The organism is Exiguobacterium sp. AB2 (assembly GCF_000696055.1).
GTDB classification, from domain to species: domain Bacteria; phylum Bacillota; class Bacilli; order Exiguobacteriales; family Exiguobacteriaceae; genus Exiguobacterium; species Exiguobacterium alkaliphilum.
Genome location: NZ_JNAA01000016.1, coordinates 12,274 through 33,877, shown reverse-complemented (window position 1 = coordinate 33,877; position 21,604 = coordinate 12,274). Strand labels below are relative to the sequence as shown.

21 protein-coding genes and 1 riboswitch are annotated in these 21,604 nt (G+C 55.0%); of the genes, 12 read left to right on the top strand and 9 right to left on the bottom strand.

The window, feature by feature from the left end; translation table 11 throughout:
- Positions 1–41: 41 nt before the first annotated feature.
- Entirely contained in the window at positions 42–893 is an 852-nt protein-coding gene (locus tag DI14_RS02025) for a DegV family protein (protein WP_034804567.1), read from the top strand.
- Between the two features lie 17 nt (positions 894–910).
- Positions 911–1,234, top strand: coding sequence for a thioredoxin family protein (locus DI14_RS02020; RefSeq protein WP_034804564.1), 324 nt, complete (start codon positions 911–913; stop codon positions 1,232–1,234).
- A gap of 200 nt (positions 1,235–1,434) precedes the next feature.
- Here the strand turns inward: DI14_RS02020 and tnpB are convergent, their stop codons facing one another.
- On the bottom strand, positions 1,435–2,526 hold the full coding sequence (gene tnpB, locus DI14_RS02015) for an IS200/IS605 family element RNA-guided endonuclease TnpB (RefSeq protein ID WP_034804561.1): 1,092 nt from the start codon (positions 2,524–2,526) through the stop codon (positions 1,435–1,437).
- Between the two features lie 5 nt (positions 2,527–2,531).
- Positions 2,532–2,930, bottom strand: coding sequence for an IS200/IS605 family transposase (tnpA, locus tag DI14_RS02010; RefSeq protein WP_034804558.1), 399 nt, complete (start codon positions 2,928–2,930; stop codon positions 2,532–2,534).
- A gap of 33 nt (positions 2,931–2,963) precedes the next feature.
- On the opposite strand from tnpA, the gene DI14_RS02005 reads away from it, so the two are divergent.
- Positions 2,964–3,938: a DUF5996 family protein gene (locus DI14_RS02005; protein WP_152545852.1), complete on the top strand. Its 975-nt coding sequence runs from the start codon at positions 2,964–2,966 to the stop codon at positions 3,936–3,938.
- Between the two features lie 8 nt (positions 3,939–3,946).
- Here DI14_RS02005 and DI14_RS02000 read toward each other — a convergent pair whose 3' ends face one another.
- From DI14_RS02000 to DI14_RS01985, 4 genes are all read right to left on the bottom strand, one after another.
- Complete coding sequence (locus DI14_RS02000) at positions 3,947–5,221, bottom strand: RNA-binding domain-containing protein (RefSeq protein ID WP_034804556.1); 1,275 nt, start codon at positions 5,219–5,221, stop codon at positions 3,947–3,949.
- A 105-nt stretch (positions 5,222–5,326) separates the two neighbouring features.
- Positions 5,327–6,055, bottom strand: a complete 729-nt coding sequence (locus tag DI14_RS01995) for a hypothetical protein (protein WP_235193367.1) — start codon at positions 6,053–6,055, stop codon at positions 5,327–5,329.
- Between the two features lie 85 nt (positions 6,056–6,140).
- Positions 6,141–8,462, bottom strand: coding sequence for an FtsX-like permease family protein (locus DI14_RS01990; RefSeq protein WP_034804550.1), 2,322 nt, complete (start codon positions 8,460–8,462; stop codon positions 6,141–6,143).
- 5 nt (positions 8,463–8,467) lie between these two features.
- A complete protein-coding gene (locus DI14_RS01985) occupies positions 8,468–9,166 on the bottom strand; it encodes an ABC transporter ATP-binding protein (protein WP_081825802.1) in 699 nt (232 codons plus the stop codon).
- Positions 9,167–9,340: 174 nt separating this feature from the next.
- Between DI14_RS01985 and DI14_RS01980 the strand changes: the two genes are divergently transcribed.
- Together DI14_RS01980 and DI14_RS01975 are read left to right on the top strand one after the other, a co-directional pair.
- Positions 9,341–10,171 (top strand): DegV family protein, encoded by an 831-nt coding sequence (locus DI14_RS01980; RefSeq protein WP_034804544.1) that lies wholly within the window; start codon positions 9,341–9,343, stop codon positions 10,169–10,171.
- A gap of 121 nt (positions 10,172–10,292) precedes the next feature.
- Positions 10,293–11,975, top strand: a complete 1,683-nt coding sequence (locus DI14_RS01975; protein WP_034804541.1) for a GGDEF domain-containing protein — start codon at positions 10,293–10,295, stop codon at positions 11,973–11,975.
- Positions 11,976–12,022: 47 nt separating this feature from the next.
- On the opposite strand, the gene DI14_RS01970 is transcribed toward DI14_RS01975, so the two are convergent.
- A complete protein-coding gene (locus DI14_RS01970; protein ID WP_235193366.1) occupies positions 12,023–12,664 on the bottom strand; it encodes a homing endonuclease associated repeat-containing protein in 642 nt (213 codons plus the stop codon).
- A gap of 452 nt (positions 12,665–13,116) precedes the next feature.
- Between DI14_RS01970 and DI14_RS01965 the strand changes: the two genes are divergently transcribed.
- From DI14_RS01965 to DI14_RS01940, 6 genes are all read left to right on the top strand, one after another.
- The gene (locus tag DI14_RS01965; RefSeq protein WP_034804538.1) at positions 13,117–13,929 is read left to right on the top strand and encodes an undecaprenyl-diphosphate phosphatase; all 813 of its coding nucleotides are present in this window, start codon (positions 13,117–13,119) and stop codon (positions 13,927–13,929) included.
- 92 nt (positions 13,930–14,021) lie between these two features.
- Positions 14,022–14,164, top strand: a riboswitch (FMN riboswitch).
- 152 nt (positions 14,165–14,316) lie between these two features.
- On the top strand, positions 14,317–15,399 hold the full coding sequence (gene ribD / locus DI14_RS01960; RefSeq protein WP_034804535.1) for a bifunctional diaminohydroxyphosphoribosylaminopyrimidine deaminase/5-amino-6-(5-phosphoribosylamino)uracil reductase RibD: 1,083 nt from the start codon (positions 14,317–14,319) through the stop codon (positions 15,397–15,399).
- The gene (gene ribE, locus DI14_RS01955) at positions 15,380–16,021 is read left to right on the top strand and encodes a riboflavin synthase (protein ID WP_034804531.1); all 642 of its coding nucleotides are present in this window, start codon (positions 15,380–15,382) and stop codon (positions 16,019–16,021) included. The genes ribD and ribE (DI14_RS01955) overlap by 20 nt, the downstream gene beginning before the upstream one ends.
- The gene (locus DI14_RS01950; RefSeq protein WP_034804528.1) at positions 16,021–17,202 is read left to right on the top strand and encodes a bifunctional 3,4-dihydroxy-2-butanone-4-phosphate synthase/GTP cyclohydrolase II; all 1,182 of its coding nucleotides are present in this window, start codon (positions 16,021–16,023) and stop codon (positions 17,200–17,202) included. Before ribE (DI14_RS01955) ends, DI14_RS01950 begins: the two co-directional genes overlap by 1 nt.
- Positions 17,202–17,666, top strand: coding sequence for a 6,7-dimethyl-8-ribityllumazine synthase (gene ribE, locus DI14_RS01945; RefSeq protein ID WP_034804525.1), 465 nt, complete (start codon positions 17,202–17,204; stop codon positions 17,664–17,666). Before DI14_RS01950 ends, ribE (DI14_RS01945) begins: the two co-directional genes overlap by 1 nt.
- A 128-nt stretch (positions 17,667–17,794) precedes the next feature.
- Positions 17,795–18,610 (top strand): ZIP family metal transporter, encoded by an 816-nt coding sequence (locus tag DI14_RS01940; RefSeq protein WP_034804655.1) that lies wholly within the window; start codon positions 17,795–17,797, stop codon positions 18,608–18,610.
- Between the two features lie 41 nt (positions 18,611–18,651).
- On the opposite strand, the gene DI14_RS01935 is transcribed toward DI14_RS01940, so the two are convergent.
- Together DI14_RS01935 and pruA are read right to left on the bottom strand one after the other, a co-directional pair.
- Complete coding sequence (locus tag DI14_RS01935) at positions 18,652–19,020, bottom strand: iron chaperone (protein WP_034804522.1); 369 nt, start codon at positions 19,018–19,020, stop codon at positions 18,652–18,654.
- A 53-nt stretch (positions 19,021–19,073) separates the two neighbouring features.
- Positions 19,074–20,618 carry an L-glutamate gamma-semialdehyde dehydrogenase gene (gene pruA / locus DI14_RS01930; RefSeq protein WP_034804518.1) on the bottom strand — a complete coding sequence of 515 codons (1,545 nt, stop codon included), beginning with the start codon at positions 20,616–20,618 and terminating at the stop codon, positions 19,074–19,076.
- 170 nt (positions 20,619–20,788) lie between these two features.
- Between pruA and DI14_RS01925 the strand changes: the two genes are divergently transcribed.
- The gene (locus tag DI14_RS01925; protein WP_034804515.1) at positions 20,789–21,592 is read left to right on the top strand and encodes a hypothetical protein; all 804 of its coding nucleotides are present in this window, start codon (positions 20,789–20,791) and stop codon (positions 21,590–21,592) included.
- Positions 21,593–21,604: the final 12 nt, after the last annotated feature.

Genomic DNA, 21,604 nt, shown 5'->3' with positions numbered 1-21,604 from the left:
AGAGAAGACAAATTAGAACGACCACTGGAGGACTTGTACTTATGACAAAAATCGCATGGATCACAGATAGTATGGCCAACTTCTCGAAAGAGGAGGCGGCGACGCTCGGCGTCGAGATCGTCCCGATTCAATTGATCGTCGACGGCAGCGGCTATAGCGAGACGGACTTGTCGCTTGAAGACTTGCATCGCTATATGATTGAACAAAAGAAAGAGGCGAAGACGTCACAACCGATCTTCGGTGACTTCATCGCCCGCTATGAGCGGCTGAAAGAAGACGGCTACGACTGCGCCATCGCCGTCCATTGCTCGAACGGGTTGAGCTCGACGGTGAAAAATTCGAGCGCAGCGGCCGAAGCGGCCGGTTTCAAGGTGTTCACGGTCGACTGCCACGCCGCGCTCGAGGCGCAACAAGAGCTCGTCCGCCTTGGACGTGCCGCTGAAGAAGAAGGGAAGTCTCCAGAAGAGATCGTCGCCTTGCTCGAGGCGTGGCGCGACAAGAAGAACTTCTTCATGATTATCGGCAACATGGAGACGATGCGCCGTGGCGGCCGTGTCTCGTCAGGCGAGCTCTTCCTCGCCAACATCTTGAACATCAAGCCGATCATCACGCTCGATGAGACGGGGAAAGTCATCCCGTTCAAAAAGGCACGCTCGCTCAAGAAAGCGTACGCCGAGATGGTGACCGAGCTCGAACGCCGTCACGCCGCGAACGGGGTGAAAGACAACCGTGTCTTCGTCCAGACGGCGCTCGCTCCGTCGATGCAAGACGACCTCGTCGCGCTCATCGAATCGAAACTGCCGACACTTGATGTCGTGCGCACGCGCTTCTGCCCGTCGATCGCGGTCCATGCCGGCTTCGAGACGGTCGGTGTGCTCTGGCTCGACGCGTAACGGAAGGAGGGATGGATATGGAAAGCGTGACGACCCTTGACGCCTTGAACGAACGGATCAGAGAAGCGGACCAGCTCCTCGTCTACGTCTCGCACCCGGGATGTAGCGTCTGCCATGCGCTCAAGCCGCAAGTCGAAGACATGCTGACCGCGTTCCCGCAAATCGCATCCGTCGCGGTCGATTCGGACGAAGTGCCCGACATCGCCGGCGCGTACTCGATTTTCACCGTGCCTGTCGTCTTATATTTCATGAACGGAAAAGAGATACTCCGCCGGGCCCGGTTCGTGCCAATCGGCGAGTTGACCCACCAACTTGAACGAATTCAAGACATGCGTAAGTAATCCGCAGGCAGACGCCTGTGGATTTTTTTTGATTGTCGCACCATCTCATCGGGAAATGGTAAGAGAGTCACGTCGGACGGTGAACTACTCGCCACTTATTTGCTTCGCAAATTGAAGTGGGAGCTTCTTGGGAAGAACGTACTTTTATTAGCTACGTTTATTTACCAAGCTCGTCGGGTGGTTCCCACCCTGAAGAGCCGTTAGTCAGCTAACATCAGAAGATTGATGCTCGCGTTGATGTCACGGTCATGATGCGCGCCACAGGCACACGTCCATTCTCGGATGTCCATGGTCTTCATCTCGCCTTTTTCGCCGCAAGAAGAACAGATTTGAGTAGAAGCAAACCATTGATCTGCCTTGATGAGCGTCCGTCCGTAGAACTTGCACTTGTATTCTAGCTGGCGGACGAACTCGTACCAACTGACGTCGGCGATCGATTTGGCGACCTTGTGGTTCTTCATCATGTTCTTCGATTTTAATGTCTCCACGACGATGACTTGGTTCTCGTCAACGATACGTTTTGACAACTTATGAAGAAAATCTTTGCGTTGATTTGCGATCTTCTCGTGTTTCTTGGCGAGGATCAGCTTGGCCTTCTCTCGATTTTTACTCCCAACCTTCTTGCGAGACAAAGCGCGCTGCGCCTTCTTGACCTTCTCTTCTGACTTGCGAAGAAAGCGAGGGTTGTCGATCTTCTCAGAAACCATCTCGTCATTTGTCATGATGGCGAAGTGTTCCAGCCCGAGGTCGATACCCACTTTGTTTTTAGCAGGAATCCATTCTTCTTCCTTTTGGTCTACAAGAATAGAGACGAAGAACTTGCCTGTCTTCGTCATCGAGACCGTCGCAGACTTGATGATCCCCTCGAAAGGACGATGTTGTTTGAACCGCACGAACCCCACCTTAGGGAGTCTCACCTTCCCGTCCTCGATCCGGACGCTCCCGTTCTGATTGTTGGTCGTGTAGGAGGCGCGGTCGCCGTGCTTCGATTTGAACTTCGGGAACCCGACAGACTTGTCGCGGAAGAAGTTGGCATACGCCTTGTTCAAGTCCATCTGGGCGTTCGCCAGGGATAGACTGTCGACCTCTTTCAAGAAAGGGAACTCGGGCTTGTACTTCGCCGGGGTCGGGAGCTTCTGCTTCGCGTCAGGGTTCAGCCTCGACTCTTCATATAACCGGATCCGTTCCTCGAGCATCTTATTGTAGACGAAACGGACACACCCGAATGTTTTCATGAAATGTTCTTGTTGTGGCTTTGTCGGGTATAGTCGAAACTTGTACGCCTTCAGCAAAGTGATCACTCCTCTCCTTGTTTTTCGATGTAGTGCTTGATGACGTCGATCGTCGCACCACCGGTCGTCACGAGGCAGTAGCTCCGGGACCAGAACATCTCTTTCCACAGTTGCTTCTTGACGTGCGGAAAGTCTCGTTTGATCAGTCGGCTGCTGGCGCTCTTGTAGGCGTTCAGAAACTTCGACATCTCTGTGTTCGGGTGAGCCTTGAACAACACATGGATATGGTCGCCGTCATGATTCCATTCGGTCAGTGTGATACGGTATGACGCGCCGATCCGTTCGAACGTCTGTCTCGCGAACCCCGAGACTGCGTCGTCGATCACCTTGCGTCTGTATTTGACCACCAAGACGAGGTGGTAATTCAGAAGGAAGACTGAATGTTTGTTTGTATCCATTTTCATTGATATATCAGTCCTTTTGATTGGTTACACTGATTGTATCAAACAATTGTAATCCTGCCAAGACGGGCGATTCATCTCCCACCTACGCTGGGCTTCGCCCCAAGACACTTAGAGGAGGGAGAATTCTCGCATAATTTAGTTAAACTCGGGCTTGCCCCGCAAGAGCCGCAATGGGCGCACGTCACGTTACCGCTCACCGTGAGCGGCTTCTCGACCGGACCGCTCACCGTGAGCGGCTTCTCGACCGGACCGCTCTATGGCGGGGGCAGGTGGTTCGAGATTGAAGTCGATGTCCTGACCTCAGAAATCACCGTGCAAGTCGAGGGGAGTCGAGCGGTCATCCTGCTAGCCGACGGGACGTCCATCAAATCGTATTACGACGCCATCGTCTGGGCGCTCGAGTCGTCTGGCGTCACGGTCAGGATCAATTCGAAATCGCAAGAGATGGCCGAGACGTGGTGGCTCGACCGAAACGAGACGCCGCTCGCCTATGACGCCGATGCGGCGCAAAAAGGACTCCAGTTGTTCCGTGATGCGGCAAGGGAACAAGCAATGTTCCTCGCCCCGCTCCGGTGCCGGAAAGTGATGCCGGCCTTGTTCTGGGGCACGTTCGACGTCTCGTCGCTCATCGTCTATAACGCACACGAACCGTTCCCGAAAGATTTGGTCATCGAGCAGGCGGCGTTTGACGAGCCGATGATTGAGTTCGGCTTTTGGCTCGGGGATGCGTCCGTCGACGTGCCGACATTTTTCATTTTGCCGTATCCGTTCCAATATAAGGAACTCCCGTCGGAGCGGCTACAACCGGCGGACGCCTACTATGACGCGGCGATGAGCGAATGTTTCTTGTCACTCGAACATACATCGGACGGGGACGTTCAGGCTTTCTTCCGTACGTCGTTCGATTTGTTGAGCGAGCGGCTAGGGTGGGAAGGATGCGACCATTATTTTTTACCGCTCAAGATGCCCGAGCAATCGCAACAAGAGCCCACGGACGAAAGTCCGTGAGCTCTTGTTTAGTTTAATGTGCGATAGCGCGTCGTTCGACCGTTTCCGACGCGGGTCACTTTTCGTTCGGCAATCAACTGTTCGATGAGTTTTCGGACAGTCCCTTTACTTTTATTTAAATAAGCTTCGAGTTCTTTTGTCGTGAATTCAGACCGTTGACTGAGCCAGTGTTCGAGTTCGTTTTCGTCAGCGTCTGGTGTCGTTCGTTTTTGTTTAGGCAACGTCATGACAAAAGCGTTCGGACTCGTAGTCCAGTATGGTCGTTCGAGACTTTCTTTGTAACTTTCTTTGATTCGTTGTAACCCGGTGCCGTAACTTTCAATCCATTTCAGTCGATACAATACATTGGCCAACATTGGATTTCGGCTTTGGGAAATACCTAAATCAATATCTTCGAGCGTTAAGCCTTTTACGAGTCCGCCTACCGAGACGATTTCGATTCGGTTTTGGAATAAATGAATCAACGTACTGCCACTAAAACTATAATCGCGATGTGTGACGGCGTTTACAAGAGCTTCTCGCAAAGCAGGGCTCGGATAACTCTCGGTCTCGATTCGATTTAACCCGACAAAGCGTGCTGACGTTGCATTGTTTAGGCTGAGGTACTCATAGACGGATTCGACTTGTGCAAGAATGGAGCCGCTAAATTCTTTGCGATCTTGAAATTCTAGTTTGTCATTTCCTAGGTAGCGAGCACACTTGATTGAGTGTTCACATTGGTCAGAAAGAAGAAGTCCTAAATTTGTGTAATAATCATCATCGGTCAAGAGACCGAGTGTACGCTGTTGCTCCGCGCCAAACTTGACTTTGGCTTGATTGAAAACGTGAGAAGCTTCCTCAAAAGTCAAATCTTGTTTTAGGCTACGCATCGTTTCAAAGTTCGTTCCATCCGACTCGATAATCATTTGACGAATGTTTTCTTCCGATGCATTAGTCACAGATGTACCGTACCGGATGAAGACACCCGACGATTTCATGCCTTTCTTTTTCAAATGATATGGGCGTCTTGTCCCTCGGGACACAGCTATTTTTATGACCTCTTTTTCGTCTAGTTCTATAACTTCTAGATATAAGTGGACAAGAATATCTGGTTGAATGTTGTCATGCATTTTGTTTGAAACTGCTTCGAGTGTTTTATGCGCGTCAGGGACACCGGTTACTGTCCCATCATCTTCAATCCCGATATAAAGGACGCCGCCCTGCGTATTGGCAAACGCAATTACTTCATGAACGACAGCGTCAGTAAGTTCTCGTTTGAACTCAACCGTAGGCGATTCTTTCATAGGATTCACCTCTAATCTATTATTTGTATAGATAAATTATAATCGATTATAATCGATTAATCAAAAAAGATTGATTTGGATGGAAGTCCAAATCAATCATCTAAATTAGCCTTCTGTTGTCTGCGGTACGAGGTAAATCAAGCCGAACGGGTTGTGGAGCAAGTTGTCAATCGACGTGCGTTCGTCTTCACCCATCTCGACCGTGAACGTTCTGCCGTCATCGAAGGCGAAGCTGTCGCCGTCGCCGAACATCGAGCCACCTGAAATCAAGTGGAAGTTGAACGAATGGATGACGTGAATCGCATCTTCGACGTCAAGCGTCGACGGGACGGCGACGTCGGCTTGACCGAACGCTTTCATGCCCCACGACATGTAGGCCGTCTCCTCTTCAGTGATAGCCGTGAGGAGCGAGTAGTCGAGGGCGAGGTCTTCTTCTTTCGACTCTTGCCACTCCTCTTTCGAGTAGGCGACGCCTGCCGTCTCGACCATGACACCGAGGCCGCCCGCGTTCAAGAGCGCGTTCGCCGCACGACGGGCCGCCGCGATGTCCGACACGTCGTTCACATCGACGATCAAGTAGACGATGTGCGTGTGACGGGCCAGTCCTTTCGCGATTTTTGGCGTGAAGCCGCTCGTGCTCGCATGAATCATCGCCTCGGCGAGCGCCGGGTCGCGTTCGATGACCTCGACCGTGAACGCTTTACCGGTCTCGTCTTCAAGTAGCAATAGACCTGCCATCGTGTAGCCTTCGCTATGTAAACTGATTTGTTCGTTGACTGCCTCGGCCGATGACCAGTTTCCTGGGATGGCGAGCAACACTTGTGTACGGTTCATATGAATCATCCTTTTCTGCAAATAGTCAGGCCCCTCATGCGAGAGGCCCGGTCTCTTCTCTTATTATGCCCTATTTCGGGACAAATTATTCTTGATACGTCTTCAATACTTCTTGGAGCGGGATATTGTCGATTTTGCGGCGGCTGATGAACGTGCTCGCGAAGAAGAGGAGCGTCACCGCGCCGAGCGTATACACCAGGTACATCCATTCGAACTCGAGCGGCAGGACGAGTCCGTAATCTTGTGCGAACAAGACGATGATGAGCCGAAGGACGAGGAGCGCGATCGGGATACTGAGGAGCGCCGAGACGAGCGCATAGACGAAATAGCTGTCGAGAATCATCGATCGGACCTCACGTCGGTCGTAACCCATCACTTTCAAGAGCGAGATGACGTAATAGTTTTTTTCGACTGTGAGCGCGGTCAGGACGAACAGGATGCTGAACGCGATTAACGCGGAGCCGCCGATCATGACGTTCATCATGAAGTTCATGTATTCGTTAATCGATTTGGACTGGTCGATCAAGCTGTCACGCGACAAAATCGTCGGATAGTCGGTCTCGTCCGGTCGTTCGGTCGCATAAATACCGTTGAACAAGTCGCGTGACGTCCCGTCCGACAACTGTTCGCTGAGCGCTGTGCGGGCCAAGTAGACGATGTCACCCGCGTACTCGTCGGCGATGCCGCGAACCGGATACGACAACGTCTCGTTGTCAAGGGCGACCTCGAGCGTGTCCCCGGCCTCGAGACCGAGCTTCAAGGCGAGCGAAGCGCTCACGATGACCTCGTCTGAGGCGGGCGTCAAGTCGTTCCCGTCTCGGTCCGTCAGTCGATAGAGCGTGGCCGTGTCGTCGAGTCCTTTCAGCGTGACGAGCTTGTCTTCGACGAACGCGAACGGATAGGTGAGGAACGGCTCTTGCCCGTCGCGAAGCGTAGGTTGCGTCGTCGTGTACGCCTCGTACGCGTAGTCGGCCTCGTTCAACTCGCCGACCGTCATCCGATCGACCGCCCCGTTCATCATGAGGGCGAAGACGATAAGGAGCGTCGAGAAGAGAGTGCCGAAAAAGAAGATGATGAAGCTGCCCGTGCTCTTGACGGCGTATAAATATTTGAACTTCGTCTTACCGCGTGCGTTTCGAAGCAGACGGCTGACGATGCGGCTGAGACGGTTGAGCGACACGTTGTCGCGAGGTGAGAGGAGCGCGAGCGCGCTCTCACCCATCAATTTATAAATGACGGCCCCGGCGACGAGCGTGAAGAAGAGGAGCGGGGCGAAGACGGCCGTGAGAAAGACGAGCGGGCTTTGGGCGATGGTGATGGACGGCAATAGATAAAAATCGAGATATAGGTCTTTGAGCGGGTCGGCGAAATAGAGGCCGAGGAAATAGCCGACGACGAGCATGACGGTCGCGAACAGCAAGATGAGCACCAAATACGGTAGGGCGATTTGGCGTCGACTGTAACCGATCGCTTTCAACAGGCCGATTTGACCGCGCTCGGCCTCGAGCATGTTCGAGATCAAGATGGCGACGATGATGACGGCGATGGAGACGATGAAGAGGCTCAAGCCGAGCGCCATCGCTTTACCGGACGAGATCTCACTATAGATGGCGCCACTACGCATAATGTTTTCCGTCTCCATGACCGAGATGACGAACGGGAGGTCGACGTCCGTTTGGACCGTCTCGTCCGTGACGCCTGCGAGACGGAACGATTCCGTCCCGCTCAGCGTTTCGTAAGCCGAATCCGTCATGAGCAGGAGCGTCTGCGTGCCCGGGTCCAGGTTGAAGAAGTTGTCGTCAAAGAGCGGCAACGTATAGTCCGGGAACAAGACGAACCCGGTCACCGTGAACGGTGACCCGAGGTCGATCGTGTCGCCGATGTCGATCCCGTTCTTTTCGGCTGACTTCGTATTGATGGCGACCTCGTCGTCCGCGCTCGGGGGTCGACCGGCCTCGAGGTAGGACAGGTTGATCGTGTCCGCGTCTTTTAAGACGAGCCCACGATGCTCCTTGCCGTCGAACGTGAAGTTGAACAACTTCGAGGAACGGAGTTCGAGCGTCACATCGCCCATCTCACGCACGATGGCATCGATGCGGGAATCGATTAGCGCTTCGAAGGCCGCCTCGTCGTCACGTTTCAAGTCGGCGAGCGTGTACCGGCCAGCGGCGATGAAATCAGCGAGCGCCGGTGTGGCCGCCTCCTCCTCGGTGACGCGGTTGAGCATCTCGACGGCGAAGTCTTCCTGATTCGACGAGGCGAGATATTCCTCGGTCGGCACTTCGATGCCGCTGATGCCATAGAACATCATCGTGTACGTGAGCGAGCTCATGACGATGATGACGGCGATGGCGAGGAGTTGCATCCATTTGCCGGCGAGCGTCTTCCATACGTTTTTATACAGCATCTGTCTCACCCCCAGTGGATGTCACGAGCGGCTTGTTTGACCGGGTTGTGCGTCAGTTCGACGATGCGGCCCGAGTTCATCTTGATGACGTCGTCGGCCATCGCCCCGATGCCGGTGTTGTGCGTGATGACGACGACCGTCTTGCGGTATTTCTCGTTCAAGCGTTCGAGCAGCTCGAGCACTTTCTTCGAATTGTCCTCGTCGAGCGAGCCCGTCGGTTCGTCGCAAAAGACGATGGACGGGTTTTTCGCAAGGCTCCGGGCGATGGAGACGCGCTGTTGCTCCCCGCCGGACAGTTGATACGGATATTTATCGCGAGCGCCTTTCAGTCCGACTTGGTCGAGTAACTCGTCAATCGGGAGCGGGTCGTCCGTCAAGTCGGCGCCGATTTGAATGTTCTCATAGACGGTCAAGTTTTGGAGCAGATTATACTGTTGGAAGATAAAGCCGAGGTGGTCACGTCGGAACGCCGTCATCTGTTCCGGGGTGAGGTCGGTCAGGACGATGTCGTCGAACGTGATCGTACCGGATGTGACCGTGTCGAGACCACTGATGACGTTTAAGAGCGTGCTCTTACCGCTCCCGCTCGGTCCTAAAATGACGACGAACGCCCCGTCCTGAATCGTCACATCGACGTCTTTCAACGCAGTCGTCTCGATGTCGCCTGTCTTATAGATTTTCGATACGTGCTCGAGTCGAATCATCAGAAACCCTCCTTTGTCCGTTACAGGTTATGTACCCGCTTTCACAGAAGTGGTGTCGAATCCGTTTGAACATTTCACGAAAACGGGTACATTTTTTAAAAAATAGTGAAACCGCTTCAACTGTGATAAAATAATATTACCAGGTACTAATTTTTGTTTGGAGGAGAAACTACTATGAAGATTGCTTACATTACGGACAGCACGGTCGTCTTACCGGATTCGATTAAACACCACCCGGACATCCACATCGTCCCGCTTTACGTCGTCAAGGGGGACACGCCATATAAAGACGGCATCGAGGTCGACGCGGAGACGGTCTATGAATGGATTGACGCGGGTGAGCGCGTCTCGACGAGCCAGCCGGCGATCGGGGATTTCGTCACGATTTATGAAGAGTTGAAACAGACGTACGACATGGGGATTGCCATCCACTTGTCATCCGATTTGAGCGGTACGTACTCGGCATCGGTCCAAGGGGCGGAAATCGCCGAGTTCAAACTGCTCGCGATTGACTCACGCGCCGGCATCTATACGATGGGACTTTTGCTTGAGGAACTGATCGAGCGCGTCGAGCGCGGCGATGCGCTTGAAGACGTCGAGGCGTATATGAACGAGCGTGTCAAGGACGTACGCATCGAGTTGACGATTCAAAACTTGACGCAGATGCAAAAGGGCGGACGTATCTCGAAATCGAAAGCGCTCATCGGCAACATGCTCCAATTGAAGCCGGTGCTCCGTTTCGAGGACGGGTTGATCGTGCCGTATCAGACGGTGCGGACGTACAAGAAGGCGCAGGCCCATCTGTTCGAGGTCATCCGCGCCGCCATCGAGTCTGGCGAGTGCACGGACGTCTCCATCTTCCACGGAAACGTGCCAGAGTTGGCCGAATCATGGAAGCAACAACTCGGGGACGACGTGCCGATTCGAATCGATACGCTCGCACCGCTCCTCGGCGCCCATACCGGGTCGGGCTCGATTGGCATCTCGTACTTGAAAGCGAAATAACGAGCGAACCGTGGCCTCGGCCACGGTTTTTTATTGTCACAACTTTCAAACTTCGGCTGGAATCTTCCACCAAAACCCTTCATACTGTAAACGAATGCTAAGTTGAAAGGGAGGAAAGACGATGCGATTTCGCAAATATCTCGTTCGCAGTTGGTTGTCGTGGTCGCTCGTCTTTACCGGGATCGCTTACGCCACTTGGCAGAACATGGGGGCGTTCGACTGGACGCTCTTCGGTTTCATATACACGCTCGGTGCCTTATTCGTCATGAACCCGCTCAAACGGCGCCATCTTCACTTCACGTTCCACGAGATGTTCGTCTTCATGACGTTCTTCTTGTATGGGCTCGTGCCGGCGCTCGTCATAGGTCAATTGTTGTTACTTACGTTCCAGGCACGCTCGTTCACGAAGAAGGTCGGCCGGCGTCGCTTCCTGCATTTTTATCCGCTCAATACACTGATCGAGGCGATGATTTTGCTCGTGCCGGGGCTCGTCTACTTACGGCTCGGCGGCGAGATTGGCGCATCGGTCCATCTGCTCGAGCAAGGGGTGGCGCTCCTCGCGTTCTTCGCGACGCTCTATCTCGTCCTCGGTTTCAGTTTCGTCTTGTCCCGTTTCTTGATTGGGGAGCGAATCCCGCTGCCGATCATGTGGCGGCTGCTCCGCTTCGACTGGCTCGTCGTCTCGCTCGAACTACTGTTCACGATGGTCGCCATCGAGGCGTATCAGCTGTTCGGCTATGTCGGCTTGATGGGGACGTTCTTCGTCTTGTCGCTCTTGAAGATGAGTCTTTCGAAGGCGACGGAGACGGAAGAGACGCAGACGAAGATCGATCAAATCGAACGGTTGAAGGAACAGTTGTACCGCGTCGACAGCGAACCGCTCCTCATCGAGAAGTTTTGGAACGGGATTCGCGAGATCGTCGAGGTCGAGCGTGGCTGGATTCAAGTGAACCGGGAAGGGGTGCGCACGTTCTACGATATGACCGGGCGCGTCGACCACGGCATCCCGGACGCCTACACGCTCGAACGGCATCGGGACGCCTCCGAACCGTACTTCCTCTACGACTCGCTCCATGAATGGCACCCCGAGCTGTTGGCCCATCAGAGCGAGCTCCATCACTCGGCGCTCGGCATCCAGCCGGTGTATAGCCCGACGAACGCCGTCAGCTTCATGGTCTCGACGACGGCGAACGGGGCGTATGAAGAGGCGCTCGCCGTCGAGCTGCATCGTCTGTTGAAGACGCTGTCGTGGTCGCTCGAACGCATTGACGAGCGCGACCGGCTGCAACATGAGAGCCTGACCGACCCGCTCACCGGTCTTCCGAACCAACGGGCACTAAGGCGCTGGACGAAAGAACGGATGAACGATGTCGCCTCGTATCCGTTGTCGGTCTTCTTGATCGACCTCGACCATTTCAAATCGGTCAACGACACGTATGGACACGCGTTCGGCGACGAGGTGTTAATCGAAGCGGGGGCGCTGTTCACACGACTCGTCCGTGGCGGCGACCTCGTCACACGATATGGCGGGGAAGAGTTCGTCTTCGTGTTTCCGCGGATGAACGAGATGTCGGCCTTGTTGACGGGGGAAAAGATCCGTCAAGCGCTCAAGGCCCATCCGTTCGGCACGGAAGGGGTCCGGCTTCAAGTGACAGCGAGTATCGGCATCGAGACGATTCACGAGTTCGACGAGCTCGACACCGTCCTACGAAACGCCGACCGGGCGATGTATGTTGGGGCGAAGTTCAACGGACGCGACCGGGTCGCCCATTATCGGGACACGTCGACGGAACGAATTCAATAAGAAAAGGAGAATCCGCGATGGATTCTCCTTTTTGCATGAATGATGGATTATAATTTCGAACTAAATATTTCAGATTCGACCGCGTGGATGGCAGCCGACCAAGAACCGTAACGGTGTAAAATGGCTTTCGTCGAAGGTTTGTTGTTTCGTTTCGCCCATTCGCGATACGCCTCGAAGGAGAGGGAGAAGCCCATCTCGTGAATCGCTTCCCGGAGCGCGCCGGACAGTTCCGACTTCGAATAGGTGACACTCGCCTCAAGACCGGCTTCGGCGCAGGCGTCGTGCCATGACCCGAACGTCTTGACGATGTGGTAATGGCTCGGGGCCTTTGGATGAAGTTTCCGCCATTCCTGATACTTTTTCAATGTGATGATCGAGCCCATGTCACGCGAATAGAGCGCGAGCGTCTCGATGATGTCATCACGCGTATACTTCGGCATCTTATCCGGAAGATCGACGGTCGTCTCTCCGTGCCATTCGTAACCGGCGATGGCGAGCGCCTCGGCCCATGAGCCGAACTGACGGATAATCGACTCGGGGGACGGCCAGTTTTGTTCCATCGCGAAGCGGCGATAGACGGAGCGGCGCGGACGTTCCTTCAACAAGTCCCCGAGGAGGCGAATGCAGTGGATCATCCTCTGCTGTTCGGTGGACAGGTGATGGGATTTAGTGGATAGCGATTGACTCAATGATGGTTCCTCCTTCCATGGACTCATATCTGAACCGACAACGATGACGAAAAATGCTTCTACAATCATACTATCGGACAGTTTTTCGAAATCATAAGTGGATTTCGTAATTTCTTTGTAACGTTTTAACAGAAGACTAGGTCTAAAGTCAGGTTCAGAATTCGAAAAAAGGGTAACAGTTCTATTACAAATTTAATAGCAAATGGTTCCAATTGTAAACAAAAAGTTTTATAAATGGGTAAAATGTAATAATTTGTACAAAAAAGTACCCAACTGGTCAATGGGGTCATCGCCTTTGCACCAGTTGAGTACCCTTCTATAGTAAATTTAATTTTCAGACTAATCAATAAAAGTTTTTAAAATATATGATTTTTTTCAAAGAGTGGTCAGCGCCGGACGGAGTCTGCTAAAATAGCCGCATTGAGTGAAAAAAGAAAAGAGGAACATTTAATATGACAATCTGGTTATTTTACTTATTGCTCGGTGTGATTCAAGGTTTCACCGAACCGATTCCGATTTCATCGAGCGGGCACTTGGTCATCTTCCAAGAGCTGCTCAACATTCAGTTGCCGGGGCTGTCGTTCGAGATTTTCGTCAACTTCGCCTCGCTCCTCGCCGTCTTGACGATTTACCGGAAAGACGTCGTCCGCCTCGTCGTCAGTCTTTGGACGTTCCTGTTTAAAAAAGACCGGAGCGACGACACGATGGTCGACGTCAAGTTCATCGGGCTGTTGCTCGTGGCGACGGTGCCGGCTGGCGTGCTCGGTGTCGTCTTCGGTGACTGGATCGGCGAGACGCTAAGCGGTGTCGCGACGGTCGGGTATACGTTGATTCTCACAGGTCTCGCGCTCTGGTTCATCCGCAACATGCGTGGGAGCAAAGGCGACGTCGGCATCACGCTCCGTGACGCCATCTTGATTGGTCTCGCTCAGGCGGTCGCGCTCATCCCAGGGATTAGCCGGTCAGGGGCGACGATCGTCATGGCGCTCCTCCTCGGTATCAAACGAGAGACGGCGCTTCGTTTCTCGTTTTTCATGTTCATCCCCGTCAGTCTCGGCACGATCGTGTTGGACGGACCGGAACTGTTCACGAACCCGGAGACGCGCGAGCTGTTCGGGCCGCTCATCGTGGCGTTCATCGCCTCATACATCTTGACGGCCGTGTCGCTTAAATGGTTCCAACACATCATGGCCAAGGGCGAGCTCAAGTACTTCTCGTTCTATTGCTGGGCGGTCGGGATTCTCGTCGTCCTCTTCTTGGCTTGATTTGAAGCGCTGCTCCTCGGAGTGGCGCTTTTTTTGCACTTTCCTCTTTGCTTTCCGTTCTTTTTTGCGCTAAAGTAAGGGCGTACAAACAAATATTCCTTCGGGGTCGGGTGAAAGTCCCAACCGGCGGTGATAGGCGAACGCCTTAAGTCCGTGACCCGGGCGCACGTGTGCGAACGGTGGATCTAGTGAGACTCTAGAGCCGACAGTATAGTCTGGATGGGAGAAGGAAAATCGACAGGTCCGCGCGACCTGTAGTTCGTCGTACGCTTTTCTGTAAAGAAAACGTTTATTTGGCTTGCCCAAATACGGCTGACACCTCCCACCGAGACCTTGAGGACATGTCCTTCAGGTCTTTTTTGTTTGTACGAAACAAGGAGGGAGATTATGAAACAGTACATGCAACATGCCATTCAATTGGCCAAGTGCGCGGACGGACAGACCGGGGTCAACCCGCTCGTCGGTGCCGTCGTCGTCAAAGACGACCGAATTGTCGGATTTGGTGCTCACTTGAAGGCAGGTGAGCCGCATGCCGAGGTACACGCAATCCAGATGGCCGGGGCGTCTGCGTATGGTTCAACCGTTTATGTCACGCTCGAGCCATGCTCGCATCACGGGAAGACGCCGCCGTGCGCAGACCTCTTAATCGAGTCGGGCGTTCGTCGTGTCGTCATCGCGATGGGAGATCCGAATCCGCTCGTCGCCGGTCGCGGGATTGCCCGGTTGAAGGCAGCGGGAATCGAAGTCGAGGTCGGTCTGCTCGAGAATGAGGCGCGAGCGCTCAATCCTGCATTCCTACGCTCGCTTGAGACGAAGCGCCCGTACGTCATCTTGAAGACGGCGACGAGCCTCGACGGGAAAGTCGCGCTTGAGACAGGTGAGAGCAAATGGGTAACTGGGACAGAAGCCCGACTCGACGTCCATGCGCTACGGGCGAACGTCGACGCGGTGTTGACCGGAATCGGGACCGTCATCGCGGACGACCCGGCGCTCACGGCGCGACTCGAGCGGCCGACCGAACAACCGCTGCGTGTCGTGTTAGACCGAGAGTTGAACGTGCCGCACGCGAGCCAGCTCGTCCGCACGGCGAACGAACTACCAGTGCTCGTCTATACGACGTCCGATGATGTGTCGAGACGTGAGGCACTCGAGTCGCGCGGTGTCGAACTGGCGGACTATACGACGCTTGAACGGGTGCTCGAGGAACTATACGCCCGAGGCATCGGCCGTCTCCTCGTCGAGGCCGGTCCGACGCTCGTGACGTCGCTCTTAGATGGGGGATACATCGACGAGTGGGTCATGTATCAGTCCCCACGCGTCTTCGGTGGCAAGGCCGGGTTCTATCGCTCGCATCATGACGGACCGCTCGAGGCAATCGAACAGTTTGACGTTCGTTCTGTCGAGACGATTGGCAACGATATCAAGCTCGTCATGCGAAAGGGGGAGCCCGATGTTCACAGGAATCGTTGAAGAAATCGGTAGCGTCAAAGCGGTGAAACGGAACGGGCCATCGCTAAGGCTCACGCTCACGGGCGACATCGTCTTGCAGGATGTGAAACTCGGGGACAGCATCTCGGTCAACGGAATCTGTCTCACGGTGACGACGTTCGACGAGCGGACGTTCGCAGTCGACGTCATGCCCGAGACGCTCAAAGCGTCGAGCCTTGACGGCGTCCGCCCGGGGACACGTGTGAACTTGGAGCGGGCGATGCCGGCGAACGGGCGATTCGGCGGACATTTCGTCTCCGGTCACGTCGACGGGATTGGGCGCATCGTCAAGAAACGTCCGCTTGCGAACGCGGTGTACGTCGATATCAGCTGCGAGCCGTCGCTCCTCCGCTATATCGTCCCGAAAGGTTCAATTTCGGTCGATGGGACGAGCTTGACGGTGTTCGATGTGACGGAACGCGGCTTCACGCTCTCGCTCATCCCGCACACGTACAGTGAGACGGTGCTCGGGATGAAACAAGCCGGGGACACGGTCAATTTGGAATGTGACATGTTGGCAAAATATATGGAGAAGTTAGTGAATCAAAAACCGATGACGCTCGAATCGTTGGCGTCACAAGGATACGGAAAGGCGGGATGGTGATGTTTGACACGATTGAAGCAGCGATTGAAGACTTGAAGCAAGGTCGCCCGATTATCGTCGTCGACGATGAGGACCGAGAGAACGAGGGGGACTTCGTCGTCCTTGCCGACAAGATGACGGCCGAGACGATGAACTTCCTCATCACGGAAGGGAAAGGGCTCGTCTGCGCCTCGCTCGCTGAAGAAGTCGCCGTCCGGCTCGACTTAAAGCCGATGGTCGAAAACAGCACCGACCCGCATGGAACCGCCTTCACCGTCAGCGTCGACCACGTCGACTCGACGACGGGAATCTCGGCGAGTGAACGGGCCCATACGGTGCGCGAGCTTGCCAACATCAACGCCCGGCCCGTTGATTTCCAACGGCCGGGACACATCTTTCCGCTCATCGCGAAAAAAGGCGGCGTCTCGGTACGGCGCGGACATACAGAAGCGTCGGTCGACTTGGCCCGCCTCGCCGGTAGTGAACCGGTCGCCGTCATCTGCGAAATCATCCGTGAAGACGGGGAGATGGCCCGGGTGCCGGACCTTGAACTTGTGGCAAAAGCCCATGACTTGAAGTTCGTCACGATTGAGGCGCTCGTCCGCTATATGGAGACCGATCTCGTCACGCGCGAGGCGGACGTCACCCTCCCGACGGCCAAGGGCGGGTTTCGCTTGCTCGGGTATCGGAACGTCCTCGACCGAGAAGAACACGTCGCGCTCGTGAAAGACGGGCTGAGCGACGTTCCGCTCGTGCGTATCCATTCGGAATGTTTGACCGGTGACGTGTTCGGGTCATATCGCTGCGACTGTGGACCGCAACTCGACACGGCACTCGCGCGAATCGAGGCCGAAGGCGGTGTCGTCTTATACATGCGCCAAGAAGGGCGCGGGATTGGGCTGTTGAATAAGCTAAAGGCGTATGAACTGCAAGAGAATGGGCTTGATACGGTCGAGGCGAACGTCGCGCTCGGCTTACACGCCGATTTACGCGATTACCGGGTGAGCGCGGCGATGCTCCGTGACCTCGGCGTCACGACCGTCCGGCTCATGACGAACAACCCGGAGAAAGTCGACGCGCTCGAAGCGTGTGGCATCACCGTCATGGAACGGGTGCCAATCATCGTCGGGGAACATGCGGCGAACGAGAAGTATCGGCTGACGAAACAACAAAAAATGAATCATTTTGGAGGAGAAGCATAATGGTGAACACATTTGAAGGGAACTTGGTTGGTAAAGGATTAAAAGTCGGAATCGTCGTCGGACGGTTTAACGATTTGATCACGATGCGTCTCTTAGACGGGGCGAAAGACGCGCTCAAGCGCCACGGCGTCGAACAAGAAGACGTCGAGCTCGCCTTCGTACCGGGTGCGTTTGAGCTCCCGCTCGTCGCCAAGAAGATGGCGATGAGTAAGAAGTATGACGCGGTCATCACGCTCGGTGCCGTCATCCGCGGGGCGACGCCACACTTCGATTACGTCTGTAATGAGGCGGCGAAAGGAATCGCCCAGGCGAGCTATCAGTCGGAAGTGCCGGTCATCTTCGGCGTCTTGACGACCGAGACGATTGAGCAGGCGATTGAGCGGGCCGGAACGAAAGCCGGAAACAAAGGTTGGGAAGCGGCGACGTCGGCCATCGAGATGGCCAACTTGATGCGCGCCTTTTGAGGAAGGTTTAGGGAGGAAGAAAAAGGGGGGCGTCTCGCTCTCTTTTTTGGTGGTGACGGGTTACGTTCGATCGAAGCGGTGGAAAAGGACAAGGAGCACACATGACGGAGGATACGGAGGCGGCAGCGATGGTCGAACGGTTCGTGTCTTTGAGCCCGGCGATGCAGGCATTAATCGGCACGTTATTCACATGGGGAATGACCGCGCTCGGGGCGGCGGTTGTCTTCACGACGAAGTCGATCAACCAGCGGCTGATGGACGGCATGCTCGGTTTTGCCGGTGGGGTGATGATTGCGGCTAGTTTCTGGTCGCTCCTGTCGCCTGCGATCGAGATGGCGGGCGAGGGTGCCTGGCCGTCCTGGTTCCCGGCCACAGTCGGTTTCTTGTTAGGAGGACTCTTTTTGTGGGGTGTCGACAAGTTGCTGCCGCACCTACATCCGACGTCCTCGATGGATGAGGCGGAAGGGATTGTGCCAGAAAAACGGAAGCGCAGCACGTTGCTCGTCTTGGCGATCACCCTTCACAACATCCCGGAAGGATTAGCGATTGGGGTCGCGTTCGGCGCGGTCGCGGCTGACTTTCCGTCCGCTTCGTTGACCGGGGCCATCGCGCTCGCCATCGGGATTGGTATTCAAAACTTTCCAGAAGGGACAGCCGTCTCGTTGCCGTTACGGCGGGAAGGAATGTCACGGCGGAAAAGCTTCTTTTACGGACAGTTGTCGGCCGTCGTCGAACCGGTCGCCGCCTTGATTGGGGTATGGGCCGTCTACATGATGGAGCCGCTCTTGCCGTTCGCCTTGAGTTTTGCCGCTGGGGCGATGATTTTCGTCGTCGTCGAAGAAGTCGTCCCGGGGTCGCAAGAGAACGGGCACAAGGATTTGGCGGCGATGGCGTTGATGCTCGGGTTCGCCATCATGATGATACTAGACGTGGCGTTAGGATGAAAAAAGGCACGACGGTCGACGCCGTCGTGCCTGATCTTCGTTCACCGCCAAAATGAGGTGTGATCCGCCTTATCCTTTATGTTGAAGGCGATGATGTCGTGCAACAGCTCCTGATCGACGGCTTGGTCCCACTTGATGCGGAACAGCTGTTTCGTCTGCGTGTAGCCAGATTCCTTGATCCGGTCGGTGAACTGTTCGAGTGCGACCGCTTCCGGGGCGACCGCGAAATGGGCTTTGGCGACGCTGAACGCGATGATGAACGTCCCGTGGTCGGTGAACATCGGTTGGTTCCAGGCGATGCGCTCCTCGAGATGGGGGAACGTCTGGCGTATCCAGTCGAACACGTCGTCTAGCTTGGCGCGTCGCTCCGGGTCGTCAATCGTTGTTAAAAAGTCATCGAACGTTTCCATGAATAATCCTCCTTATAAAACAAGCCCGGCTCACGTTGAGCCGGACTTGAAGATTAAAACGTCTCAGACGTCGTTTTCGCTTGCATGTGGAGCTGGATGTAATCCGGTCCGCCTGCTTTCGAGTCTGTCCCTGACATGTTGAACCCGCCGAACGGCTGGTAGCCGACGATGGCGCCTGTGCAGCCACGGTTGAAGTACAAGTTCCCGACGTGGAAGTTTTGACGCGCATACTCTTGGTTCGAGCGGTCACGTGTGAGGACGGCACCTGTCAAGCCGTACTCTGTGTTGTTGGCGATGTCGATCGCTTCTTTGAAGTCGCTCGCTTTCGTGAACGCGACGATCGGTCCGAAGATCTCTTCTTGCATGAGACGCGCTTTCGGCGCGACGTCCGCGACGACTGTCGGCTCGATGAAGTAGCCTGTCGAGTCATCGGCTTTCCCACCGGCGACGATGCGTCCTTCTTCTTTCGCGACGTCGAAGTACGACGTGATCTTCTTGAACGCGGCCGCATCGATGACCGGCCCCATGAAGTGTTCGTTCTTCTCTGTGTTTCCGACCGAGAGTTCGTTCGTCAACTCGACGACGCGGTCGAGAACCGTGTCATACACGCTGTCGACGATGACGGCACGTGAACAAGCCGAACATTTTTGTCCTGAGAAGCCGAACGCCGATTTGACGATCGACTGTGCTGCGAGCTCAAGGTCCGCTGACTCGTCGACGACGATCGTGTCTTTCCCGCCCATCTCGGCGATGACACGCTTGAGCCAGATTTGCCCGTCGTTCAATTTCGAGGCGCGCTCGTTGATGCGGAGGCCGACGTCGCGTGAACCTGTGAAGCTGATGAAGCGCGTCTTCGGATGGTCGACGAGATAGTCACCGACTTCAGCGCCCGGCCCTGGGATGAAGTTGAGGACACCTTTCGGCAGACCTGCCTCTTCCATGACCTCGACGAATTTCGCTGCGACGATCGGTGTCGTCGAAGCTGGCTTCAAGAGGATCGTGTTCCCGGCAACGATGGCCGCGACGGCCGTCCCTGCCATGATCGCGAACGGGAAGTTCCAAGGGCTGATGACGATCCCGACCCCGAGTGGGATGTAGTCATAGCGGTTGTATTCGCCCGGACGGCTCTCGACTTTTTTACCTGGTTTGAGTTCGAGCATTTGGCGCGCATAGTACTCCATGAAGTCAATCGCTTCCGCTGTGTCCGCGTCCGCCTCGTTCCATGGCTTGCCCGCTTCTTTCACGAGGTATGCCGAGAATTCATGTTTCCGTTTACGGACGATGTTCGCCGCTTTGAACAAGACGTCGGCACGGACAGCCGGGTCGACGTGGCGCCATGAGTCGAACGCTGTGAGCGCTTCTTGCATCGCACGCTCCGCGAGCTCTTGGTTCGCTTTCGAGACGTGTCCGATGACTTCCTCTTTGTTCGCCGGGTTGTAAGACGTGATTTTGCCTTCTGTCGTCACTTTCTCCCCACCGATGACGAGCGGATAGTCTTTCCCGAGTTCACCGTTCACTTTCTCGATTGCCGCTTGGATGGCCGCGGCGTTCTCTTTGTTTGTAAAGTCTGTGAATGGTTCATGTTTGTATGGAATCATTCTCGTTCCCCCTTAAAAGTGATTGTGCATTTAAGCGCTTACGTCTGTATTGTATCGAAAAATCAAGGGAAATCCTAGTGAAACAATTTTCCAGAAAAGCGTGTCGTTTTCGCTCAAAATCAAGTCATGGTAGGATGAGGACAAGAGAGGTAACGAGAAAGGATGATTGGATGAAGAAGTGGATCCTTCCGCTCGTGCTCGTCGTGATGCTCGGCGCGTGCGGCAACGGGGAAGAGCAACCGGCCGAAGAGGTGAAACGACCGCTCCCGGAAGCGGTCGAGACCGTCTATGCGGACTATCAGGAAGCGCTTCGACAAGGTGACGCCGAGGCGCTCGCGGCCCTCGATTATGCGGGCGAGCGGACCGATATCCCGGCGACCGGTGCCGTGACGCGTGAACTTTCCCCTGGAGACATCTATGAGAGTTGGGTGAACGAGGCCGGAGACGTGGCGTATCTCGTTCACGAGATGGAAGACGCGGACGGGAATGAACTGCCGAACCGGTTGGCGAAAGTCGCCATCAAAGACGGGGAGGACTGGAAGCTCGTCGTGACACCGGCCGTGCTCCCGATTGATGTCATCGGCGAGGTCGGCGAGTTATTGACCGGCATCGAAGCGAACGAGTACGGGGTCAACCCGGAAGCGAACGCCCGTCTCGCTGACGTACCGGAAGACGAGGCCGCCCCGATTTACGACCGCGTCAACGCGCAGACGGACTATGTCGCGCTCGAAGCGGACAACAACGTCTTCCTCCTGTTGTCGGAGACGCTTACCGTCCCGGAGAACCAGCAAGTGATGGTCGACTATTTCGAGGCGTACGTGAACTGGTATGATGAACAGGAAGATGGGTTACGCGCGGCGGCCGCGACGGAAGACCCGGTCGAGTATTTGGAAGTGCTCGAGCCGCTCAAACAAAAACTAGAACAAGCCATCGACGGCTACGACGAACGACTCGTCGATCCGTCGTTCGGTTAAGGAGGAAACGAT

Coding starts and splice junctions, on each gene's coding strand:
- DI14_RS02025 (WP_034804567.1), top strand. CDS start 42: ATGACAAAAATCGCATGGATCACAGATAGTATGGCCAACTTCTCGAAA.
- DI14_RS02020 (WP_034804564.1), top strand. CDS start 911: ATGGAAAGCGTGACGACCCTTGACGCCTTGAACGAACGGATCAGAGAA.
- tnpA (WP_034804558.1), bottom strand. CDS start 2,930: ATGAAAATGGATACAAACAAACATTCAGTCTTCCTTCTGAATTACCAC.
- DI14_RS02000 (WP_034804556.1), bottom strand. CDS start 5,221: ATGAAAGAATCGCCTACGGTTGAGTTCAAACGAGAACTTACTGACGCT.
- DI14_RS01995 (WP_235193367.1), bottom strand. CDS start 6,055: ATGAACCGTACACAAGTGTTGCTCGCCATCCCAGGAAACTGGTCATCG.
- DI14_RS01990 (WP_034804550.1), bottom strand. CDS start 8,462: ATGCTGTATAAAAACGTATGGAAGACGCTCGCCGGCAAATGGATGCAA.
- DI14_RS01985 (WP_081825802.1), bottom strand. CDS start 9,166: ATGATTCGACTCGAGCACGTATCGAAAATCTATAAGACAGGCGACATC.
- DI14_RS01980 (WP_034804544.1), top strand. CDS start 9,341: ATGAAGATTGCTTACATTACGGACAGCACGGTCGTCTTACCGGATTCG.
- DI14_RS01975 (WP_034804541.1), top strand. CDS start 10,293: ATGCGATTTCGCAAATATCTCGTTCGCAGTTGGTTGTCGTGGTCGCTC.
- DI14_RS01965 (WP_034804538.1), top strand. CDS start 13,117: ATGACAATCTGGTTATTTTACTTATTGCTCGGTGTGATTCAAGGTTTC.
- ribD (WP_034804535.1), top strand. CDS start 14,317: ATGAAACAGTACATGCAACATGCCATTCAATTGGCCAAGTGCGCGGAC.
- ribE (WP_034804531.1), top strand. CDS start 15,380: ATGTTCACAGGAATCGTTGAAGAAATCGGTAGCGTCAAAGCGGTGAAA.
- DI14_RS01950 (WP_034804528.1), top strand. CDS start 16,021: ATGTTTGACACGATTGAAGCAGCGATTGAAGACTTGAAGCAAGGTCGC.
- ribE (WP_034804525.1), top strand. CDS start 17,202: ATGGTGAACACATTTGAAGGGAACTTGGTTGGTAAAGGATTAAAAGTC.
- DI14_RS01940 (WP_034804655.1), top strand. CDS start 17,795: ATGGTCGAACGGTTCGTGTCTTTGAGCCCGGCGATGCAGGCATTAATC.
- DI14_RS01935 (WP_034804522.1), bottom strand. CDS start 19,020: ATGGAAACGTTCGATGACTTTTTAACAACGATTGACGACCCGGAGCGA.
- pruA (WP_034804518.1), bottom strand. CDS start 20,618: ATGATTCCATACAAACATGAACCATTCACAGACTTTACAAACAAAGAG.
- DI14_RS01925 (WP_034804515.1), top strand. CDS start 20,789: ATGAAGAAGTGGATCCTTCCGCTCGTGCTCGTCGTGATGCTCGGCGCG.